The organism is Pseudomonas eutrophicaquae (assembly GCF_023544715.1).
In the GTDB taxonomy this organism is placed as follows: Bacteria; Pseudomonadota; Gammaproteobacteria; order Pseudomonadales; family Pseudomonadaceae; genus Geopseudomonas.
In genome coordinates, this window is sequence record NZ_JAMJEZ010000006.1 from 1 (window position 1) to 20,798 (window position 20,798).

Below are 20,798 nucleotides of genomic sequence, written 5' to 3' on the forward strand. Positions count from 1 at the left end.
ACTTCGTCGTCCTCTACGCTCACATCAGTTTCGTCAGCAGAATCACGCCGAGGCGCTGGCGTGTCACTGGCAGGCACGCGCGCACGGGCGCTGGCCAGGTCGCGGGCGAAGTCGCCACTGCCGGCCGGGATCTGGGTGGCCGCTGCCGGGGAGGCAGCCTCGGCGGGAGCGGCAGGAATGGGCAGGGCAGTGATGTTCATGGCGCCTCTTTATGCACGGCGATCGAGAATCGAGGAGTTCGACAGAGCGGCATCCGTTCGCGAGCGGCTGCTGACCTCATCAGTATCGCGCTGTTCGCGGCGATTGGCACGCAGGGTTTCCGCCTGCTGGCGGCGTTCGGACAAAGTGCAGTACGCATTGAGCGTGCGGTGCTGGGCCTGCCAGGCGCGCTGGCTGTTTTCGACCTTCTGCTGCTGGGTGAGCAGCGTCTGACGGGCCCGGGTGATGGCCTGATCCAGCGAGGCGAGAAACTGCCGGTAGTTGGCGAGGCTGGCCGGATCAATGCCCTGACACATAGCCTCCTGCATGCGCCGCGCATACTCCAGGCGATATTCATCCAGCATCTTCAACTGCTGCTGTACCTGCTGCTGGGTGGTGCGTTCGCTGGCCAGCAGGCGGGCAGCCTGGTCTACGGCTTCGCGGGCCAGGCCAATCAGCGTATCGAGTGCCGAGGTTTTTGCCATCGAAAATCCGCTCGTGAGGTGCCCGGCCGTCAGCCGGAAATCAGCGCATCAAGCGCCTGCCAGGTTTCTTCCAGTCCCGCCCGCTCCTGCACTCGCTGCTGCAAGAAGCGCTCGACCTGAGGATACAGCGCCACCGCATGATCGAGCTGGGCATCGTGCCCGGCGGCGTAGGCGCCCACGCTGATCAGGTCACGGTTGCGTTGATATTTGGACAACACCCGTTTCAGTTGTTGCGCCTTGCGCTGCTGTTTTTCGCTGACGATCGACGACATCGCCCGGCTGATCGAGGCCTCCACATCAATGGCCGGGTAGTGGCCGCTCTCGGCCAGGCTGCGCGACAGCACGATGTGGCCGTCGAGAATCGCCCGTGCCGCATCGGCGATCGGGTCCTGCTGGTCGTCGCCCTCGCTGAGCACGGTGTAGAACGCGGTGACCGAGCCGCCGCCGCGCGGGCCATTGCCGGTCTTCTCCACCAGGCGCGGCAGCTTGGCAAACACCGAGGGCGGGTAACCCTTGGTGGCTGGCGGTTCGCCGATGGCCAGGGCAATCTCGCGCTGGGCCATGGCATAGCGGGTCAGCGAATCCATGATCAACAGTACATTCTGGCCACGATCACGGAAATCCTCGGCCAGACGAGTGGCATAGGCGGCGCCCTGCAGGCGCTTGAGGGGGGAAGTGTCGGCGGGAGCCGCCACCACCACCGAGCGCTTGAGACCTTCGGCGCCGAGGATGTTGTCGATGAAATCCTGCACCTCGCGGCCACGTTCCCCGATCAGGCCGACGATGATCACATCGGCCTTGGTGTAGCGGGCCATCATGCCGAGCAACACGGATTTACCGACGCCGGAGCCGGCGAACAGGCCCATGCGCTGGCCGCGCCCGACACTGAGCAGGCCGTTGATGGCGCGGATGCCGACATCGATCTGGGTGTCGATCGGCGCCCGGTTCAGCGGGTTGATGGGCGGAGTGCTGAGAGGGGCATAGCGGGCCTCCAGCAGCGGGCCGGCGCTGTCAAGCGGCTCGCCGCTGCCATCGACCACTCGCCCCAGCAAGCTGTCGCCGAGCGGGAAGCGCCGGGCGCTGAGCGGATCATGGCCGCTGCCCAGCGGCAGAACCCGGGCGCCGGGGGGCAGGCCACCGAGCTCCTCGAGCGGCATCAGGAACAGCTGGTCACCGGCAAAGCCGACCACCTCGGCCTCGGCAAAGCGCAGCGCCTCCGGCAGATGCCCGGGGGGCGCCAGCTCAATGCGACAGCCGCTACCCAGCGGCAGGCGCAGGCCTGTGGCCTCCAACACCATGCCGGCCGCCCGCACGATACGCCCGCTGCCCCGGTACAGCGGCAGGGTGTCGATCCGCTGGGCAACGCTCTGCAAGGTCTGTTGCCAGTGCCGGTGATAGTCGGCGGTCTGCTTCATGGGCTGGCCGGATCGCTGGGCCGCAGGTGATGGCGCAGCTGGGTCAGCAGCTGCTCCCAGCGGCTTTCCCAGGTCGCATCCAGCTCGCCGCTGGCGCTGCTGGCGCGACAGCCGCCGCGGCTGATCTGCTCGTCCGGGCGCAGCTCCCAGCCGGCGGCGTGCAGTTCGTGATCCAGGTGGCTGCGGACCATGGCCAGATCGGCAGGATTCAGCCACAGGCAGGGCTTGCCCTGCAGGGCCGGTTCGGCGTGCAGCAGGGTCTTGATGATGTCGAGGATCTGCTCGGGGCGGCTCTGTAGCTCGCAGCCGGCCATGTGCCGGCCAACCATCAGCGCGAGGCCGAGCAGGTGCTCGCTCACCTGCTCATCAAGGCTGCCCAGCGCTTGGCTGAACGCTTCGGCCAGTTGCGGCAGGGGCAGCAGGACCTCGCGGGCCTGCTGCTGCAGGGCTTGCTCGCCAGCCTGGCGGCCTTCCTCCAGCCCCTGAGAGTAGCCCTGGGCGCGGCCTTCGTTGAAGCCGGCCTCAAAGCCTTGCCGGTGCGCTTCTTCGCGGGCGGCGTTGCGCAATTCCTCGAGTTCGGCATTGCGGCGAAAAGCCTGCTGACGCTGCGCTTCGCGCTGCAGGGCCTGGCGATCGATGCCGGGGGTGCTGGGCGAGCCGGCTGGGCGATCCAGGGCATCCATCTGCCAGCGCTGCCACTGATCGCCGGCGCCCGGGCGGTGGCGATCAGACATACGCATCGTCCCCGCCGCCCAGCATGATCTCGCCGCTGTCGGCCAGGCGACGGACGATCTGCAGGATGGCCTTCTGCTCGGTCTCGACCTGGGAGATGCGGATCGGGCCGCGCGCTTCCATGTCTTCCTTCATCAGCTGGGCCGCACGGCTGGACATGTTCTGCAGGAACTTCTCCAGCAGCGCCGGCGGCGCCCCCTTGAGGGCAATGACCAGCGAGTTGGTATCGACTTCCTTGAGGATGAGCTGGATGGCGCGGTTGTCCAGTTCCAGCAGATTCTCGAACAGGAACATCTCGTCGAGGATCTTCTGCGCCAGATCCTCGCTGTGGGCGCGCACGTTCTGGATGGCGAGCTCTTCCTGGGTGGAGTTCATCAGGTTGAGGATCTCGGCCGCGGTTCTCACGCCGCCCATCTTGCTGCGCTTGAGGTTCTGGCCGTCGAGCATGCCGCCTAGCACTTCGGTCAGCTCCTGCAACGCGACCGGCTGCACGCCGCTGAAGGTGGCGATCCGCAGCACGATGTCGTTGCGCAGGCGCTCATCGAATAGCTCCAGCACGTCGGCCGCCTGGCCGCGCTCCAGGTGCACGAGGATGGTGGCGATGATCTGCGGGTGCTCGTCGCGGATCATCTCGGCGACCGTCGAGGCTTCCATCAGATTGAGCTTGTCGATGCCGCCGCCGGCGTTGTTGGTCTCGAGGATGTCCTCGATCAGGCTCTCGGCGCGCTCGCTGCCCAGCGCCTTGGTCAGCACGGCGCGGATGTGGTCGCTGGAGTGGATGTTGATCGCCGCATACTGCTCGGTCTCATCGAGAAAGTCCTCCAGCACCTGGCGCATCTCGTCGTGGGAGATCTGCGTCAGGCGGGCCATCTCGGTACTGACCTCCTCGACATCCCGTGCCGGCAGGAACTTGATGACTTCCGCCGCGCTGTCCTCGTCCAGACACAGCATGAGGATGGCGCTGCGCCGTACCGGGCTCATCTCAATCATCTTGTTTGCTCATCCAGGTCTTGACGATCATGGCGACCAGGCGTGGATCTTCCTTGGCCATTTCCCGCACGGTCTGCAGGTTCTGCTCATAGACCGACGACTTGCGCCGCTTCTTGCGCAGTTGCTGCAGCGCTTCCTCGCCCTCGGGCGTGCCGGGCTCGCCAGGCTCGCCGGTGGCGCCGGGGCTCGGCAGGCCGAGCTCGGCGGCGGCGGCCTCGCGGGCAGCGGCTTCGGCAGCCGCGGCGGCGGCCAGGGTTTCCTGATGACGGCGCTTGATCGGGCGCAGCACCATCAGCCACAGCAGCAGGGCAACGAAGGCCACCAGCAGGTAGCGCGACAGGCTGGAGGCGAGCTGGAAGAACTCCGGCGTCTGCCACCACTCGACGGCCTCGATTGCGCCATCACGCTCGGCAAACGGGCTGTTGATGATTTCCAGGGCATCGCCACGGGTCGGCGAGAAGCCCATCGCCTGACGGACCAGACGGTTGATGCGCTCAAGCTCGGCCTCGTCCAGCGGCTCGCGCAGCGCTTCGCCTTCCTCGTTGATGCGCTCACGGTAGTTGATAACCACGGCGGCGGTCAGGCGCTGGATGTTGCCGCGCTGATGCTGGACATGCTCGATGCTGCGATCGACTTCATAGTTGATCAGCTGGTCGCGCTTGAGCGACGGCGGGCTGCTGGGCGGGGCAATGCCGGCGCCCTGTACCTCCGGGGCGATGGCGGTGGCTTCGCCTTCCGCGCCCTGAGCCTGTGCGGCGCCGCCAACATTCGCCTCGGCCTGCCCTTCGGCAGGTGCTGGCAGGTTGGGCGGCGTGTTGGTCAGCGCGCCCGGCACACCGCGGGGCGGCGTCTCGCCACCCAGGTAGTTGACGGAAATCTGCTGGCTGCGCACCGCCGCCTCGTTAGGCGGCTGGTTGGGGCCGAAGCGCTCGGCGGTCTGCTCGCGGGTGGAGAAGTCGATCTGGGCGACCACTTGGGCGCGCACGTTTTCCTTGCCGAAGATCGGCACCAAGATGTTCTCGATGCGCCGCTGATAGGAGCGCTCGACTTCTTCGATGTAGGTGAGCTGGGTGCCGTCCAGGTCGCGGCTGGCGGTCTGCGGCAGCGACAGCAGGCGCCCGCCCTGATCGACCACGGTCACTGCATCAGCGCTCAGGCCCGGCACGCTGGAGGAAACCATGTGCACGATGCCATTGACCTGGCTCTCGCCGAGATTACGGCCGCTGTGCAGGGTCAGCACCACCGAAGCGCTGGCCGGCTCGCGCTCGCGCACGAACACCGACTGCCGGCCCATCGCCAGATGCACCCGGGCGCGGGCCACTGGGCCGAGGGATTCGATCGAGCGGGCCAGCTCGCCTTCCAGACCGCGCTGGAAGTTGACCTGCTCGGCGAACTGGCTGACGCCAAAGGCCTGGTTGTCGAGCAGCTCGAAGCCGACATTGCCGCCCTGCGGCAGGCCCTGCTCGGCCAGTTGCAGGCGCAGCACATGCACCTGCTCGGCCGGGACCAGCAGCGTCTGCCCGCCACTGCCCAGCTGGTAGGGAACGCCGCGGGTCTCCAGCTCCCGGACAATACGTCCGCCATCGGCCTCGTTGAGGTTCGAGTAGATCACCCGGTATTCCGGTGCCTGCGCCCAGAGCAGCAGGGCGGCGACGATCAGCAGCGAGATCACCCCGGCGATCATGAACATCAGCATGGGGTTGCTGCGCAGCTGGCCGAGCAGGCGTTGCGCGCCGCTGGCAGGCTCCGCGGCCGGGGTGAGGGCCTCGTTCGGGCCTGGGGTGCCGTTAGTCAAGCAAACCTCCGGCAGCAGGGCAGGGTGGCTGCCGAGCGGGCAGGCAGACGTGCGCTGCGGTCAGCGGCAGGGTGCGCCAGCGGTGGCGCCCCCGGTAATAGCGGGCCTGCGGTGCAGGAAACGGGCATGTGTGCGGCTCTGTCATGCAATCGGGCATCAGTGACGGCGGAAGGGCGGACGATCGGACGATCGGCGGACAGTATTCCGGCAGAGACTGGCGTAGTAAGCGTGTATTCTATCGCGCAAGCGTGTCGATTGCTTGCGCGCCTGGTTTCATCCTTTTCGGGGGTACGCCCATATGAGCACACCAGCCATTCAGTCCACCCTGCAGCAGATGCAGATCATGGCCGCCCAAGCCGCCGGCAGCAAGGCGGTTCAGCCGGCTGCTGTGAATGCGGCGCTGGCGGGTGGTTTTGCCGGCGAGCTGCAATCGGCGGTCCATCGTATCAACCGTCTGCAGCAGACGGCCAGCGCCCAGGCCGAGGCCTTTCAGTCCGGCGATCCGCGTGTGGCCCTCAATGATGTGATCGTGGATATGCAGAAGGCCAGCGTGGCCTTCCAGATGGGCATGCAGGTCCGCAACCGCCTGATCGGTGCCTATAAAGAAGTGATGAACATGCAGGTCTGACCGGGCCGGTCATCAGGCGGTCAGGGGCGCTTCGCTAAAGTTGGGCGCGCGGCCCGCCGATGGTATCTATATTGTTACAGGCCGCACGATCGTTCATCCCCGTGTCGGCGCAGCGAATCGAGGAGCGCAATCCATGGCAGCCATCACTTCCCTTGGCGTCGGCTCAGGCCTTGATCTCTCGGGACTGCTCAACCAGCTGGATAGCGCCGAGCGCCTCAAGCTGCAGCCGCTGACCCAGCAGAAAGCCGCCAACCAGAGCAAGATTTCCGCCTATGGGCGCCTGCAGGGCGGCCTTTCCAGCCTGCAAGCGGCGGTAGGGCGCCTGAACGATCCCAAGACCTTCGAGGGCATGAGCAGCACGCTCAGTGGCAGCGGTCTGGCGGTGGCGACGACCAGCAGTGCAGCGCCGGGCACCTATCAGGTCAAGGTGGATAAGCTGGCGCAGGCGCAGAGCTTGGCGACGGGCGGCGTTGATGACAGGGCGGCGCCGCTCGGTACCGGCACGCTGGCGATCACGGCGGGCGACTCCAGCCTGTCGATCACGCTGGATGAGAGCAACAACAGCCTTGAGGGTATCCGCAACGCGATCAATGCCGAGAAGGCGGGTGTCACGGCCAGTATCGTCAATACCGGCACCGATACCGGCAGCCGTCTGGTGCTGACGTCGGATCAGACAGGCACTGCTTCAACGCTCGACGTGACCTTTACTGAGGCCAGCAGCGGTAGTGGTGGCCAGCTGAATTCCTTGTTTTTGGACCTGGAGCAAACCGTTGAGGCACAAGATGCCGAGCTCACCGTCAACGGTATCACCCTGACCAGCCAGAGCAATACCTTCGAGGACTCACTGGAAGGCATCACCCTGACGGCCTCGGCCGTCGGCGAGCAGCAGACCCTGACCATCAGTCGCGACACTTCCACGATGAAGGGTGCGGTCAATAACTTCATCGAAGCCTACAACACGCTGGTCGGCACCATGTCCAGCCTGACCTCCTATAACGCTGAAACCCGCGTGGCCGGTGAGCTGCTCGGCGATGCCGCCCTGCGTGGCGTGCAGAGCCAGCTGCGCTCGGCGCTGGCCGGGCTGAGCGAGGAGGGCGCCTACAAGGGGTTGTCTGATCTGGGGATCAGCCTGCAGCTCGATGGCAAGCTCAAGCTCGAGAAGCCCGAGCGTCTGGATGCGGCGCTGAGCGGCAATATCACCGATCTTTCGACCTTCTTCGCCGGCACCAGCAGTGTGTCCAGCACCGACGGCTTTGCTGGCAAGCTCGGCAGCACCCTGACCAGCCTGCTGGACAGCAACAGCGCGCTCAATCGCTCGGTCGAGGGGCTGAAAACCCGCAACAAGGGGCTGGATGAGCGCTATGCTCGTATGGAGTCTGGCATCGAGCAGGTGGTGGAGCGCTACCGCAGCCAGTTCGCCCAGCTGGATTCGCTGATTGCCAACATGAACGCGACCAGCACGTACGTGTCTCAGCAATTCGATGCGCTCAACGCACAGCTGGGCCGCGAATAAACATTCATTCAAACGAGGAAGACCCCTTCTATGAGCAATGACGCAAATGTTTACGCAAAGATGGGCGTACAGACCGGCGTGATGTCCGCATCGCCCCACAAGCTGATCGTCATGCTGTTCGACGGTGCGCTGACTTCCGTTCGTCTGGCTCGCCTGCACATGGAATGCGGCAATGTCACCGAGAAATGCGAGGCCATTTCCAAGGCGGTCGATATCATCCAGAACGGCCTGTGGGCGGCGCTGGACATGGAGCAGGGTGGCGAAGTGGCTCAGGGGCTCGAGCAGCTCTATGACCGCATGGTGACCCAGCTGCTCAATGCCAACCTGCGCAACGAGCCGCAGCTGCTCGACGAAGTGGAAGGGCTGCTGGAAAACATCGCCTCGGCCTGGCGCGAGATCGCTCCGCAGGCGGCAGGCGAAGGAGCCTGAGCCATGTCGCCAGCAGACCATGATCTTGATCCCTATCAGCGCCTGCTGGCGCAATCCCAGCGCCTGCTGGCGCTGGCGCGGGCGGGGGACTGGTCTGAGCTGCTGAGTCTGGCCAATGATGAAGCGTGGGTCGATGTCGAGCAGCTGCGTGCCTGTGACGCGGCTGCCCGCCGAGATCCTCAGCAGCAACAAGCCCTGCATGCATTACTGACGCAGATCCGCACGCTGGACGATGAGCTGCGCCAGCGGCTCAGCGCCCGGCGTGACGAGCTGGCCGAACTGGCTGGCCAAGCGCGCCAGCGTGCCGGTAGCGACCTGCGCCCCGGTGAAGGCGCCGCCGCCTACGAAGCGGCCGCCCGTACCGGTAAAGGGTCGGTGTGAGTGGCATCACGCCGCTGCTCGACACCCTGCTGCATCAGGTGCTGGGCAAGCGGGTCGATCTGCCGCTGAGCAAACCGCTGAACCAGCCGGTCACCCCACTCCTGCCTGCAGAGGCCGTTCGCGCCCTGCAGAGTGATTCTCGCCTCGAACCTTCCGCCCTGCAGGCGCGTCCGCAAGCGCCGGTGCCGATCCTTGATGGTCAGCCTGCGGCAGGTGGGCGGGCCGCCAAAGCACCTGCGCTGCCACCGTCGGCAACCACCACCCTGAGCCCCGCGGCCCGGCTGATTGCCGATGTGCTGAGCGGCTACTCTGGGCAGCCATCTGTACTGAAACCCGCGGCCCCGCTGCTCATGCCGGGGGAGCTGCCCTCCCTGGACACCCCGAAGCTGGCAAATCAGCTGCAGCAGAGCATCAGCAGCAGCGGGCTGTTCTATGAGGCCCATCTGGCGCGCTGGCAGCGGGGCGAACTGCCCTTGCCGCTGCTGCAGCGCGAGCCGCAGGCCTGGCTGCTGGCCGCGCGTCCTGAGTCGGCAACGGCCCGCCCGGGGAGCGCTGAGGTTGCGGCCTCGGCAAATCCTGCTGGCGTCGGGCAACCCGCGCCTGCGCTGGTAGGAGGGCTGCTGGATCGGGCCGTGCAGCTGTTGGCGCGCAGCGGCGCAGTGCCGCTCGAGGCGGGCGATGAAGGGGCGCGCGCTCCGGTGTTGCCGCAGGATCCAGCCAGTATCCGCGAATCCCTGCACGGTCTGATTCGCCATCAGCTGGAGCTGCTGGTAACCCCTTCGCTGCGCTGGGAAGGGGCGATCTGGCCGGGCACCTTCATGAGCCTGCTACTGGAGCGGGTCGATGAGGATGACGCACGCCAGGAGGCCTCCGCGCAGGATGGTGAGGAGGCGGGCAGCACGCCGGAATGGCAGGTGCAGTTTTCGGTACGCTTCGAGCGGCTGGGGGAGCTGAGTGTGGCGGCGCGCTGGAAGGGCGAGCAACTGTCGATGGCGCTGGGCAGTGATTCGCTGGCACTGCTGGAGCGCTTTGCCGTGGATCGGGCGCAGCTGCGTGAGCGCCTGCTGGACTACGGGTTCGCCGAGGTCGAGCTGCAGGCCATCGACAGTCGCGAGGAGCGCCCCCTGTGAGCCCCAAGGATGACAAGACCCCGGCCCATCGCCGTCAGCAGGCGCTGGCGCTGTCCTATGCCGAGGGCGATGTCGCGCCCCGGGTGGTCGCCAAGGGTTATGGTGCGGTGGCCGAGCGGATCATCGCCGAGGCGCGCCAGTATGACATTCCGGTGCATGGCTCCCCGGAGCTGGTCAATCTGCTGATGCAGGTCGATCTGGATGCACATATTCCACCGCAGCTCTATCAGGTGGTCGCTGAGTTGCTGGTCTGGGCCTACAATCTCGAGCGCGAGCAGGCGCCGCGCTGAAGGGCGCGCACCGCGCTGTTTTCCCTGCAATGTTTCCCATCCGAGCGCTGTGCGCCGTCGACGAACACGATATGCTGAGAGGGTGCAGGGGGCGTTTTGCGTGCTCTGTCGGTATCGCCTAGGGTGATGCCGGGGGATGTGAAGACCGTTATGCCGGACAGGGGCCGGCTGCAGGGGCGGTCCGCAGGCCGGGCGGAGCGGTGTCTTTGCCCAGACTGCCATCATTCACTGTTTGAGAATGCGCTGCTGACCTGCCAGCGCCCATCAAGGATTTGCCCACCGTGCTCATCGCCATCGGATTCGTCGTTCTCATCCTGTCGGTCTTCGGCGGCTTCGTGCTGTCTGGCGGCAGCCTTGGACCGCTCTATCAGCCCACCGAGTTCCTGATGATCGGCGGGGCGGCTATCGGCACCTTCATTGCCGCCAACAACGGCAAGGTCATGAAGGCCACCCTCAAGGTCACCCCGCGTCTCAAGTACACCCTCAAGTACAACAAGGCGCTGTACATGGACCTGATGGCGCTGCTCTACACCGTGCTGTCCAAGGCGCGGCGCGAGGGCATGCTGTCGATCGAGAAGGATGTCGAAAACCCCGCAGAAAGTCCGCTGTTCAAGGATTATCCGCGCCTTCTGGCTGACTCGATGATCCTCAACTTCCTCACCGACTACCTGCGTCTGATGATCAGCGGCAACATGAATGCCCACGAACTCGACGAGCTGATGCTTCACGAAATCGAGGAGTTCGAGCACGAATCGCACCTGCCTTCCGATGCCCTGACCAAGGTCAGTGACGCCCTGCCGGCCTTCGGTATCGTCGCGGCGGTGATGGGGGTGGTGAAGGCACTGACCGCCGCCGACGCCTCGCCGGATGTGATGGGGCAGATGATTGCTCACGCCCTGGTCGGTACCTTTGTCGGTATTCTGCTGGCCTATGGCTTCATCACCCCGCTGGCCAACCGGATCGACCGCCAGGTTGCCGAGGCGATGAAGGTGCTGCAGTGCATGCGTGTCACCCTGCTGGCCAGCCTCAACGGTTATGCCCCGCAGCTGGCCGTGGAGTTCGGCCGCAAGGCGCTGCACAGTGCCGAGCGCCCTGGCGCGGCCGAGCTTGAGGAGCATGTGCGTAACAGCAAGTCGGGAGGCGCCAGCTGATGGCAGGGGGTGACGAACACCGGCCAATCATCATTGTCCGGCGCAAGAAGGTGGTGCATGGCCACCACGGCGGCGCCTGGAAGATTGCCTTTGCCGACTTCATGACCGCACTGATGGCACTGTTTCTGGTGCTCTGGGTGCTGTCCTCTTCCAGCCCCGAGCAGAAGCAGGCGGTGGCGGAGTACTTCCGCACGCCGCTGGTGGTGGCGATGGCCGGTGGCGATCGCAACACCGCCAGCACCAGCGTGATTCCGGGCGGTGGCCCGGATGCCAGCTTCTCCGAAGGGGAGCGTGACCGCATCGACCCGCGCGAGCAGCAGCTCCTGGCTGAGGAGCGCGAGCGGATGTCCGATCTTGAGGAGCGCATCGAGGCGGTGATCAGCAATGACCCGCTGCTGAGTGATCTGCGTGAGCAGATCCTCATTGAGGCGACTCAGGAGGGCTTGCGCATCCAGCTGGTGGATACCGAGCAGCGCCCGATGTTCGAGCGCGGCAGCGAGCGGGTGGCGCCCTACATGCGCAGCCTGCTGCGCACCCTAGCGCCGATGCTCAATGAGCTGCCCAACAGCATCCAGATCAGTGGCCACACCGACAGCGTGCCCTACGCTGGTGGCGAGTCCGGGTACAGCAACTGGGAGCTGTCGGCGGATCGTGCCGGTGCCTCGCGCCGTGAGCTGATCGCCGGCGGCCTGGACCCCAACAAGTTGCTGCGGGTATCTGGCATGGCTGACCGTCTGGTGCTGGAGGGGGCGGAGCCCTCAGATGCACGCAACCGGCGCATCACCGTGGTCGTGCTCAATAACCGGGTGGCCGAGGCGATCCTCAATCCGCGGGAAACTGATCTGAAGCAATCCGCGGCGCCTGCATCGGCTATACCTTCTGCCAACGAGGCGAGCGCGCCGGCCGCGCCGTCGGTCATTGCGCCGGTCAACAGTGCGCCGGGTATCTCGATACCCGCCGTGCCGGGCAACGCGCGTTAACCCCACAGCCTGGATGCTTGCATGGATATCACTGATTTCTACGATACCTTCTTCGAGGAAGCTGCCGAGCTGCTGGGTGACATGGAGCGTTACCTGCTGGAGCTGGATATCGAGCATCCGGACCCGGAGCACCTCAACGCCATCTTCCGCGCCGCCCACTCGATCAAGGGTGGCGCGGGCACCTTCGGCTTCGATGTGCTGCAGAAGACCACGCACATCTTCGAGAACCTGCTCGACCACCTGCGCCGCGGTGAACTGACCCTGCGCCGCGATATCGTCGACCTCTTTCTGGAAACCAAAGACATGCTGCAAGATCAGCTGGACGCCTATCGCAACAGTGCCGAGCCGGATGCGGAAGCCTTTGCGCGCATCTGTCGGGTCCTGCAGCAGCTGGCCGAGGAGGAAATCGGTCAGGCCGGTGCGCCGGCGGCAGCGCCTGCAGCGGCGGCGCCGACTCCGGCCCCTGCACCGGTCGCCACATCCGCGAGCGTCGCCCCGAGCGAAGCCATCGAGGCCCAAGATGGCGAGGCTCGCCTGTGCGTGGCCCTGCTGGGGGTCGCCGAGAAGGATCGTCAGCTGCTGGTCGAGGAGCTGGGGCAGTTCGGGCGCATCATCAAGACCTCGGGCGATGAGCAGCGCTATGAAGTCGAGCTGTTGAGCAGTGAGGAGCCGGACGACATCGAGGCGGTGCTGTGCTTCGTGGTCGATGCCGACCAGCTGGAAATCTGTGTGCTTGGCATTGCCGACAGCCCCGCCGCTGAAGCAGCGCCTGCGCCGGCACCCACGCCGCCGGCCGCCCCCGTGCCGGCCGCGCCCAGCAGCCCGGCGGCCAGTGGCGATGACGACGATCTGGAAGCCCTGTTCGAAGCCAACCAGAGCCTGTTCGCGGCCCTGCACAGCCAGGGCGCGGTCGAGCCAGCGGGCGCCGTAGCGCCTGCTGCTGTTGAACCGCCTGTGGTTGAACCGCCAGTCAGTACACCGGCGCCGGCCCCGATCGCCGCTCCCGTGGCGCCTGCGGCCCCGGCACCCAGCGCGCCAGCGCCCCGTGCCCCCGCTGCGCCGGCCAGTCCGCGCCCGGCGGCGGACAGCAAGCCTGCGGCGGCCAGCAGTGAGTCCACCAGTCTGCGGGTGCCGGTCGATAAGGTCGATCAGATCATCAACCTGGTCGGTGAGCTGGTCATCACCCAGTCGATGCTCGAGCAGACCGTCAGCCAGCTGGGTGGCGCGCTGCATGGCGATCTGGTCAACAGCATGAGCCTGTTGCAGCGCAATGCCCGCGATCTGCAGGAAGCGGTGATGTCGATCCGTATGGTGCCGATGGACTTTGTGTTCAGCCGCTTCCCGCGCCAGGTCCGTGATCTGGCCGGCAAGCTGGGCAAGGACATCGAGCTGGTCACCGAGGGCAAATCCACCGAGCTGGACAAGAGCCTCGTCGAGCGGATCATCGACCCGCTCAACCACCTGGTACGCAACAGCCTCGATCACGGCATCGAGATGCCCGCCGTGCGTGAGGCGGCCGGCAAGCCGCGCACCGGCCGGCTGACTCTCTCTGCCCAGCATCAGGGCGGCAACATCGTGATCGATGTGATCGACGATGGCGCGGGGCTGGATCGCGAGAAGATTCTCGCCAAGGCGCGCAGCAACGGTCTGGCCGTCTCCGACAACATGAGCGATGAGGACGTCTACCAGCTGATCTTCGCTCCGGGCTTCTCCACCGCGGAGAAGGTCACCGACGTTTCCGGGCGCGGTGTGGGCATGGATGTGGTCAAGCGCAACATCCAGTCACTGGGCGGGCACGTACAGATCCTCTCGCGCAAGGGGCAGGGCACCACCACGCGCATCGTCCTGCCGCTTACCTTGGCGATCCTCGATGGCATGTCGATCCGCGCCGCCAACGAGATCTTCATCCTGCCGCTTAGTGCGGTGCTTGAATCCCTGCAGCCGCGCAGCGAGGACATCTACTCGATGGCCGGCACCGATCAGCTGCTCAAGGTGCGCGAGGAGTACCTGCCGCTGGTGGCGCTGCATCAGGTGTTCAGTGTTGCCGGGGCGCGCACCGAACCGACCGAATGCATCGCGGTGATCGTACAGGGCGAGGGGCGCCGCTATGCCCTGCTGGTCGATGAGCTGATCGGTCAGCAGCAGGTGGTGGTCAAGAACCTGGAAACCAACTACCGCAAGGTGCCCGGCGTGTCCGCGGCGACCATTCTCGGTGATGGCAGTGTCGCGCTGATTCTCGACATCGCCGATCTTTATCGTCTCAGCCGCAACCCGGCTGTCACGCCGGCCCTGTCGGGGCCGGTGCCTTCTGCACAGGAGAAGATGCTGTCATGACTCAACTGAACGAAACCGGCCTGCCGGCGGCCATGCTCGACGGCCACAGTCGCGAGTACCTGGTGTTCTCCCTGGGCAGTGAGGAATACGCCATTGATATCCTCAAAGCGCAGGAGATTCGCGGCTATGAAAACGTCACGCGGATTGCCAACACCCCAGCGTTCATCAAAGGGGTGACCAACCTGCGCGGTGTGATCGTGCCGATCGTCGATCTGCGCATCAAGTTCAACCTGCCGCGCGTCGAGTACGGCGGTCAGACGGTGGTGATCGTGGTCAATGTCGGGGCGCGGGTGGTGGGCGTGGTGGTCGATGGGGTGTCCGATGTGATGACCCTGACCCAGGAGCAGATCAAGCCGGCGCCTGAGTTCAGCCTGTCGCTGTCCTCCGATTACCTGAGCGGGCTGGCCAGTGTCGGTGAGCGGATGCTGGTGCTGGTGGATATCGAGAAGCTGCTGAACAGCGAAGAAATGGCCCTGGTCGATCGCGTTGCGTCCTGAGACCCGGCAACGCTGATCCAGAGCAATAACCTGTGCACCTCAGCACCGCATTCTGAACAACAGGACTGCTCAGGCAGGGCAGCAACAGGCAGACTCACCCTCAAGGCCCGGTAGCGGCCCGCAGGGCACAGTAGGGGGTAATGTGAGCGTTCTCGACAACATGACCGTGCGCGCCAGCTGGGCGCTGATTCTCGCGGTATTCGCTGTGCTGACCCTGCTGCTGGGTGGCCTAGGCCTGTACGGCCTGAGTGCTGCAGAGGCGTTGCTGGCCGGCAGCCGGAGCCCCGCGCTGGCCGAGTTTTCGAGCCTGGCGACCACGCTGCGCTGGATAACCATCCTGCTTATGGCTGGCGTCGGCATTGTGGTGGTCGCAGTGCTGGCGGGGGTGTCGAAGAACGTCATTCAGCCGCTGCAGCGGGTGGTCGAGCACTGCGAGCAGATCGCCGCCGGCGATCTGGCCGGGCAGATCAGCGTGCGTAACCAGAACGAGATCGGCAAGCTGTTCACGGCGCTGACCCACATCCAGCAGCGCCTGTCGGAAACCGTCGGCACCGTGCGGCACAGCAGCCAGCTGATCGATGAGGGGGCGCAGGAGATTGCCGACGGCAGTAGCAGCCTGTCCAACCGGACCGTGCAGCAGGCCGCCTCCCTCGAGGACACCGCCAGCAGCATGGAGCAGATCACCTCGACCGTGGATCAGAACGCCGATAACGCCCGTCAGGCCACCCGTCTGGCTGACAGCGCCGCCCAGGCGGCTCGTCGCGGCGGGCAGGTGGTGGGCGAGGTGGTGCAGACCATGGGCGAGATCAGCAGCAGCTCGCAGAAGATCACCGAGATTATCAAGCTGATCGACTCGATTGCCTTCCAGACCAACATCCTCGCCCTGAACGCCTCGGTGGAAGCCGCGCGCGCCGGTGAGCAGGGCCGCGGCTTTGCCGTGGTAGCCGGTGAGGTGCGTAGCCTGGCCAGCCGCAGCGCCGAGGCCTCGCAGGAGATTCGTGCCCTGATCACCACCTCGGTTGAGCAGGTGGATGCCGGCAGCCGTCTGGTCACCCAGGCTGGGGGCGCCATGCAGGAGATCGTCGAGTCGGTGCAGAAAGTGGCCGACATCATGGACGAGATCGCCGCGGCCTCCCAGGAGCAGAGCAAGGGCATCGCGCTGGTCAATCAGGCGGTCACCCAGATGGATACCGCGACCCAGCAGAACGCATCGCTGGTGCAGGACGCAACGCGCGCTGCCGAGGAGCTGGTCGGTGAGGCGCGGCGTCTGCGTCAGGCGGTTGATGGTTTTCGCGTGCGCAGCGAGTTCGAGCAGCGCCAGCATCGTGGGCGTACGCCGGCGCGGCCGCAGGCGGCACAGGCATTAGCCAGCAGTCGACCCCAGTCGCGCCCGGCGGCGCCCAGCGCTTCGTCGGCTCCGAGTGCGGCGGCGGATGACGACTGGCAGAGTTTCTGAGTTCATAATGAAAAAAGATCAACGGTGTGCGCGCTGTCTGAATGCGCACACCACCCATGCCCTGGAGAGCAGTCCGCATGCGCATCAATCAGCCAGTCACCCAGCGTGAGTACGAACTGCAGGATGATGACTTCCTGATTTCCCGTACCGATCTCAAGGGCGTCATCACCTATGCCAACCCGGCGTTCGTCAAGGTCAGCGGCTTTACCCATGAGGAGCTGATCGGCGAGAACCATAACCTGGTGCGCCATCCGGACATGCCGCCGGTGGCGTTCGCCAACCTGTGGAGCACCGTCGAGGCCGGTCACAGCTGGAACGGCTATGTGAAGAACCGGCGCAAGAACGGTGACCACTACTGGGTGCGCGCCAACGTCACGCCCTATTACGAGAACGGCCGTCTGGCCGGTTATGCCTCGGTGCGGGTGCGTCCGAGCCGTGAGGAAGTGGCGCGCCATGATGCCGCCTACCGTGAAATCATGGCCGGCCGCGGCAAGCATCTGACCCTGGATCGTGGCCAGCTGGTTCAGCGCGGCCTGCCGGGCTTGCTGGCCAAGCTGAGCCGGGTCAGCTCGCTGCGCGGGCGCCTGACCGTGATGGCCGGCAGCTCCATCCTGCTGCTGCTGCTGAGCGGCCTGATCGGACACCTGGGCCAGCAGCCGGGCGCTTCGGCCGCCTATCCGTACCTGCAGATGGGGCTGGTGGTGATCGGCCTGCTGCTGCTGGGCATGCTGGGCTACTCCACGGCGCGCTCGGTCAACCGGCCGCTGCAGGCGTCACTGGACTTCACGGCCCAGCTGGCGGCCGGCAACCTGAGCAGCAGCATGCCGGACTTCGGTGACCATGAGCTGGGCAAGATGACCCGTCTGCTGGAAACCATGCGCAAGAGCCTGACCAGCATTGCTACCGACGTGAATGCCGGTATCGACACCTTCTCCCACTCCGCCAACGAGATTGCCCGCGGCAACGAAAACCTCGCCTCGCGCACCGAGCAGCAGGCGGCCTCACTGCAGGAAACGGCAGCGAGCATGGAGGAGCTGACCGGTACCGTGCAGCAGAACACCGCCAACGCCCGTCAGGCCAGCCAGCTGGCCGGGGATGCTTCCTCGACCGTGCGCGACAGCGGCCATGTAATGCATCAGGTGGTCGATACCATGGGCGAGATCACCGCGACCTCGCGCAAGATGACCGAGATCATCAACGTGATCGACTCGATTGCCTTCCAGACCAACATCCTCGCTCTGAACGCCTCGGTGGAAGCGGCGCGCGCGGGTGAGCAGGGCCGCGGCTTTGCCGTGGTTGCCAGCGAGGTGCGCAATCTGGCTACCCGCTCGGCCGCGGCGGCCAAGGAGATCCGCAGCCTGATCGACAGCTCCTCACGGCAGATCGATGCTGGCGCCGAGATGGTGCGTACCGCCGAGCAGCGCATCGAGAGCGTGGTGGCGGCGGTGACCCGCGTCAACGACATCATGGGTGAGATTGCCGCGGCCTCGGACGAGCAGAGCCACGGCATCTCGCAGATCAACCAGGCGGTGGCGCAGATGGATGACGTCACCCAGCAGAACGCCGGGCTGGTGCAAAGCGCCGCTCAGGTGGCCAAGCGCCTGGAGGATCAGGTGGCTGAGGTGGAACGGGCGATCTCGATCTTCTGCCTGCGCAGTGGCAGTAGTAATGGCAGTGGCCGCGCTGCTGCAGCGAGCGGCGCCGCCGCGCAGACCACGGCATCCCGCACGACAACGCCCGCCCGGACGACGACCAGTCGCCCCGCGGTCGCACACAGGGAACAGGAGCCTGCGGCCCCGGTGGCCAAGGGTAATTCAGGCACGTCAGCATCGGGCCGCACTGTGCCGGTCGTCGATGAGTGGGAGTCGTTTTGAGCATCCAGACAAGCAGCAGCCTGGGCGGGCGTGATCTGGTTCTGACCGATGCGGACTTCAACCGTATCTGCCAGCTGATCTACGAGCGCGCCGGCATCGTCCTCGCCGACAACAAGCGCGAGATGGTCTACAGCCGTCTGGCCAAGCGCCTGCGCCTGCACGGCATCAGCCACTTTGGTGATTACCTGGACCGGCTGGCGCGCCAGCCGGCAGCGCGTGAGTGGGAGGCCTTCACCAATGCGCTGACCACTAACCTCACCGCCTTCTTCCGTGAGGCGCACCACTTCCCGCTGCTGGCCCAGCACATTGCCGGGCGCAACGAGCCGGTGCGTGTCTGGTGTGCGGCGGCCTCCACCGGCGAGGAGCCTTATTCGATCGCCATGACCCTGCTGGAAACCCTGCCCTCCAGCGTGGCCAGTCTGTCCCAGGTGGTGGCAACCGACATTGATACCGAGGCGCTGTCCAAGGCCAAGATGGGCATCTACCCGCTCAAGCAGGTGCTGGAAGTCGGCGAGGAGCGCGCCCGGCGCTTCTTCCTGCGCGGCAGCGGCGATCGGGTCGGTCTGGCGCGGATTCGTCCGGAGGTGGCCAAGCTGGTGGACTTTCGCCAGCTCAACCTGCACTCGCCGCGCTGGGACATCAACGGGCCTTTTGATGTGATCTTCTGCCGCAACATCATGATCTACTTCGACAAGCCGAGTCAGACGCAGATCCTCAAGCGCTTCGTCAGCTACATCAAGCCCGATGGCCTGCTGATTACCGGCCACTCGGAGAACTTCACCTACCTGACTGAAGACTTCAAGCTGCGAGGCCAGACCGTCTATACCCTCGCCGCCAGCGCCAGAAGCTGAAACCCGGCCCTGCACCCGTTCAGGACCTGAGCCCTGCAGGCAGGGCTGGGTTGCAGGCGTGCCAGCGGAAGACCGGTCTGCGGGCCGTATAGGAGATTTGCCGTGAGTAGTTCCAAGATCAGGGTGCTGTGTGTCGATGATTCGGCACTGATTCGCGACCTGCTGAGCGAGATCATCAATGCCCAGCCCGACATGGAGGTGGTGGCGGTTGCCCCCGATCCTCTGGTGGCGCGCGACCTGATCAAGCAGTACAACCCCGATGTGCTGACCCTTGATGTGGAAATGCCGCGCATGGATGGCCTCGACTTTCTCGAGCGCCTGATGCGCCTGCGTCCGATGCCGGTGCTGATGGTGTCCTCGCTGACCCAGGCGGGGTCCGAGGTGACCCTGCGGGCACTGGAGCTCGGTGCCGTGGACTTCATCGCCAAACCCTCGGTGGGCATTCGTGGCGGCATGCTCGAATACAGCGACCTGATCGCCGACAAGATTCGTGGCGCGGCGCGTGCGCGCCCGCGTGTCGCGGTGCCGCGCACGGCCAGCACGCCGCGCCCGGCCACCTTGCGCGCACCGATGATTTCCAGTGAGAAGCTGGTGATCATCGGCTCCTCGACCGGCGGCACCGAAGCGCTGCGCGTGCTGCTCGAGCCGTTGCCGGCCAACAGCCCCGCCATCCTGATTGCCCAGCACATGCCCGGCGGCTTCACCCGCTCGTTTGCCGAGCGGCTGGACCGGCTGTGCAACATCGCGGTGAAGGAAGCCGAAGATGGCGAGCGCATCCTGCCCGGCCATGCCTACATTGCGCCGGGCACCGCGCACCTCAAGCTGGCGCGCAGCGGGGCCAACTACATCGCTCGCCTTGATGATGGTCCGCCGGTCAATCGTCATCGCCCCTCGGTGGATGTGCTGTTCCACTCGGCCGCCGAGTGTGCTGGCCGTAACGCGTTGGGGGTGCTGCTGACCGGCATGGGCAAGGACGGTGCGCGTGGCCTTTTGGAGATGCGCGAGGCCGGTGCTCACACCTTTGCTCAGGATGAGGCCAGCTGCGTGGTGTTCGGTATGCCGCGCGAGGCCATTGCCCTGGGGGCGGCCTGCGAGGTGGTACCGCTTGATCAGATGGCCGAGCGTATCCTGCGCCAGGTCGCCGCCTCCGGACGCGCTCAGCGCGTCTGATTTTTCAGTCTTTCAGGAGTCAACCGTGCACGCTCTGCTCAGTCGGATCAGCGTCAAGAACCTCATCAATGCCGTGCTGGCAGCTTTCATGCTGCTGCTGTTGCTGCTGGCAGGACTCGGTTACGTCAACGGTCGCCAGGGGCTGGCCATGCTGCACGAACTGGATCGCGTGGCTGTGGTGCAGGTCGATCAGGTCTCGCGGGCCAACCTGCATTATCTGCGGGGTGTGGAGCAGCTGAGCCGTCTGGCCAGTGGCCTGCGCACCACGCAGGACATCAGCGTGGACGAGCGCCGGGCACTGTTCGAGTCGGTCCGCGCCGATTATCAGCAGGCGAGTACCTTCCTGGCCGACTATGCCGCAGGCAAGGCGGCGGGTGAGGAGTCGGCGCTAGTCGAGGGCGTGGTGCAGGGCATGCAGCCCCTGCTGGCCAGCCTCGAGCGTCAGCTGGCGGCCATGGAGCGTGAGGATTATGCGAACTATCACGCGCTGCGCTTTGCC

At 65.6% G+C, this 20,798-nt stretch carries 19 protein-coding genes and 2 pseudogenes; 15 read left to right on the top strand and 6 right to left on the bottom strand.

Translation table 11 applies throughout. The features are described from left to right. From MXC11_RS03970 to fliF, 6 genes are all read right to left on the bottom strand, one after another. On the bottom strand, nt 1–200 hold a 200-nt coding region (locus MXC11_RS03970; RefSeq protein WP_250005672.1), incomplete at its 3' end, for a hypothetical protein. A gap of 9 nt (nt 201–209) precedes the next feature. Continuing rightward, nucleotides 210–683 (bottom strand): flagellar export protein FliJ, encoded by a 474-nt coding sequence (fliJ, locus tag MXC11_RS03975; RefSeq protein WP_250005675.1) that lies wholly within the window; start codon nt 681–683, stop codon nt 210–212. A 29-nt stretch (nt 684–712) separates the two neighbouring features. Then, nucleotides 713–2,098, bottom strand: coding sequence for a flagellar protein export ATPase FliI (fliI, locus tag MXC11_RS03980; RefSeq protein ID WP_250005677.1), 1,386 nt, complete (start codon nt 2,096–2,098; stop codon nt 713–715). Continuing rightward, nucleotides 2,095–2,832: a flagellar assembly protein FliH gene (fliH, locus tag MXC11_RS03985; protein ID WP_250005679.1), complete on the bottom strand. Its 738-nt coding sequence runs from the start codon at nt 2,830–2,832 to the stop codon at nt 2,095–2,097. The genes fliI and fliH overlap by 4 nt, the downstream gene beginning before the upstream one ends. Further along, complete coding sequence (gene fliG, locus MXC11_RS03990; RefSeq protein ID WP_250005680.1) at nt 2,825–3,820, bottom strand: flagellar motor switch protein FliG; 996 nt, start codon at nt 3,818–3,820, stop codon at nt 2,825–2,827. The genes fliH and fliG overlap by 8 nt, the downstream gene beginning before the upstream one ends. After that, nucleotides 3,813–5,615, bottom strand: coding sequence for a flagellar basal-body MS-ring/collar protein FliF (gene fliF, locus MXC11_RS03995; RefSeq protein WP_250005682.1), 1,803 nt, complete (start codon nt 5,613–5,615; stop codon nt 3,813–3,815). The genes fliG and fliF overlap by 8 nt, the downstream gene beginning before the upstream one ends. Nucleotides 5,616–5,913: 298 nt before the next feature. Here fliF and fliE point away from each other — a divergent pair, with 298 nt between their 5' ends. The 15 genes and pseudogenes from fliE to MXC11_RS12235 form a co-directional block, all read left to right on the top strand. Beyond that, the gene (gene fliE / locus MXC11_RS04000) at nt 5,914–6,243 is read left to right on the top strand and encodes a flagellar hook-basal body complex protein FliE (RefSeq protein WP_250005684.1); all 330 of its coding nucleotides are present in this window, start codon (nt 5,914–5,916) and stop codon (nt 6,241–6,243) included. A 133-nt stretch (nt 6,244–6,376) separates the two neighbouring features. Then, nucleotides 6,377–7,756: a flagellar filament capping protein FliD gene (gene fliD, locus MXC11_RS04005; RefSeq protein WP_250005686.1), complete on the top strand. Its 1,380-nt coding sequence runs from the start codon at nt 6,377–6,379 to the stop codon at nt 7,754–7,756. 30 nt (nt 7,757–7,786) lie between these two features. Then, complete coding sequence (fliS, locus tag MXC11_RS04010) at nt 7,787–8,185, top strand: flagellar export chaperone FliS (protein ID WP_250005688.1); 399 nt, start codon at nt 7,787–7,789, stop codon at nt 8,183–8,185. 3 nt (nt 8,186–8,188) lie between these two features. Further along, nucleotides 8,189–8,566, top strand: coding sequence for a flagellar protein FliT (gene fliT / locus MXC11_RS04015; protein ID WP_250005691.1), 378 nt, complete (start codon nt 8,189–8,191; stop codon nt 8,564–8,566). Beyond that, a complete protein-coding gene (locus tag MXC11_RS04020; RefSeq protein ID WP_250005692.1) occupies nt 8,563–9,696 on the top strand; it encodes a flagellar hook-length control protein FliK in 1,134 nt (377 codons plus the stop codon). The genes fliT and MXC11_RS04020 overlap by 4 nt, the downstream gene beginning before the upstream one ends. After that, nucleotides 9,693–9,986: an EscU/YscU/HrcU family type III secretion system export apparatus switch protein gene (locus tag MXC11_RS04025; protein WP_250005694.1), complete on the top strand. Its 294-nt coding sequence runs from the start codon at nt 9,693–9,695 to the stop codon at nt 9,984–9,986. Before MXC11_RS04020 ends, MXC11_RS04025 begins: the two co-directional genes overlap by 4 nt. Before the next feature lie 281 nt (nt 9,987–10,267). Beyond that, the gene (gene motA / locus MXC11_RS04030) at nt 10,268–11,137 is read left to right on the top strand and encodes a flagellar motor stator protein MotA (protein WP_250005697.1); all 870 of its coding nucleotides are present in this window, start codon (nt 10,268–10,270) and stop codon (nt 11,135–11,137) included. After that, a complete protein-coding gene (motB, locus tag MXC11_RS04035) occupies nt 11,137–12,117 on the top strand; it encodes a flagellar motor protein MotB (protein ID WP_250005699.1) in 981 nt (326 codons plus the stop codon). The genes motA and motB overlap by 1 nt, the downstream gene beginning before the upstream one ends. A 21-nt stretch (nt 12,118–12,138) precedes the next feature. Continuing rightward, nucleotides 12,139–14,451: a chemotaxis protein CheA gene (cheA, locus tag MXC11_RS04040; RefSeq protein ID WP_250005708.1), complete on the top strand. Its 2,313-nt coding sequence runs from the start codon at nt 12,139–12,141 to the stop codon at nt 14,449–14,451. After that, entirely contained in the window at nt 14,448–14,948 is a 501-nt protein-coding gene (locus MXC11_RS04045; protein WP_250005710.1) for a chemotaxis protein CheW, read from the top strand. Before cheA ends, MXC11_RS04045 begins: the two co-directional genes overlap by 4 nt. A gap of 364 nt (nt 14,949–15,312) precedes the next feature. Continuing rightward, nucleotides 15,313–16,404: pseudogene (locus tag MXC11_RS04050) on the top strand (methyl-accepting chemotaxis protein); the annotation flags it as partial. A gap of 77 nt (nt 16,405–16,481) precedes the next feature. Then, on the top strand, nt 16,482–18,278 hold the full coding sequence (locus tag MXC11_RS04055) for a methyl-accepting chemotaxis protein (protein ID WP_250005714.1): 1,797 nt from the start codon (nt 16,482–16,484) through the stop codon (nt 18,276–18,278). After that, nucleotides 18,275–19,129 carry a CheR family methyltransferase gene (locus MXC11_RS04060; protein WP_250005717.1) on the top strand — a complete coding sequence of 285 codons (855 nt, stop codon included), beginning with the start codon at nt 18,275–18,277 and terminating at the stop codon, nt 19,127–19,129. Before MXC11_RS04055 ends, MXC11_RS04060 begins: the two co-directional genes overlap by 4 nt. 102 nt (nt 19,130–19,231) lie before the next feature. Next, on the top strand, nt 19,232–20,299 hold the full coding sequence (locus MXC11_RS04065) for a protein-glutamate methylesterase/protein-glutamine glutaminase (RefSeq protein WP_250005719.1): 1,068 nt from the start codon (nt 19,232–19,234) through the stop codon (nt 20,297–20,299). Between the two features lie 25 nt (nt 20,300–20,324). After that, nucleotides 20,325–20,777 (top strand): annotated as a pseudogene (locus MXC11_RS12235) (Tar ligand binding domain-containing protein); the annotation flags it as partial. Between the last annotated feature and the right edge of the window lie 21 nt (nt 20,778–20,798).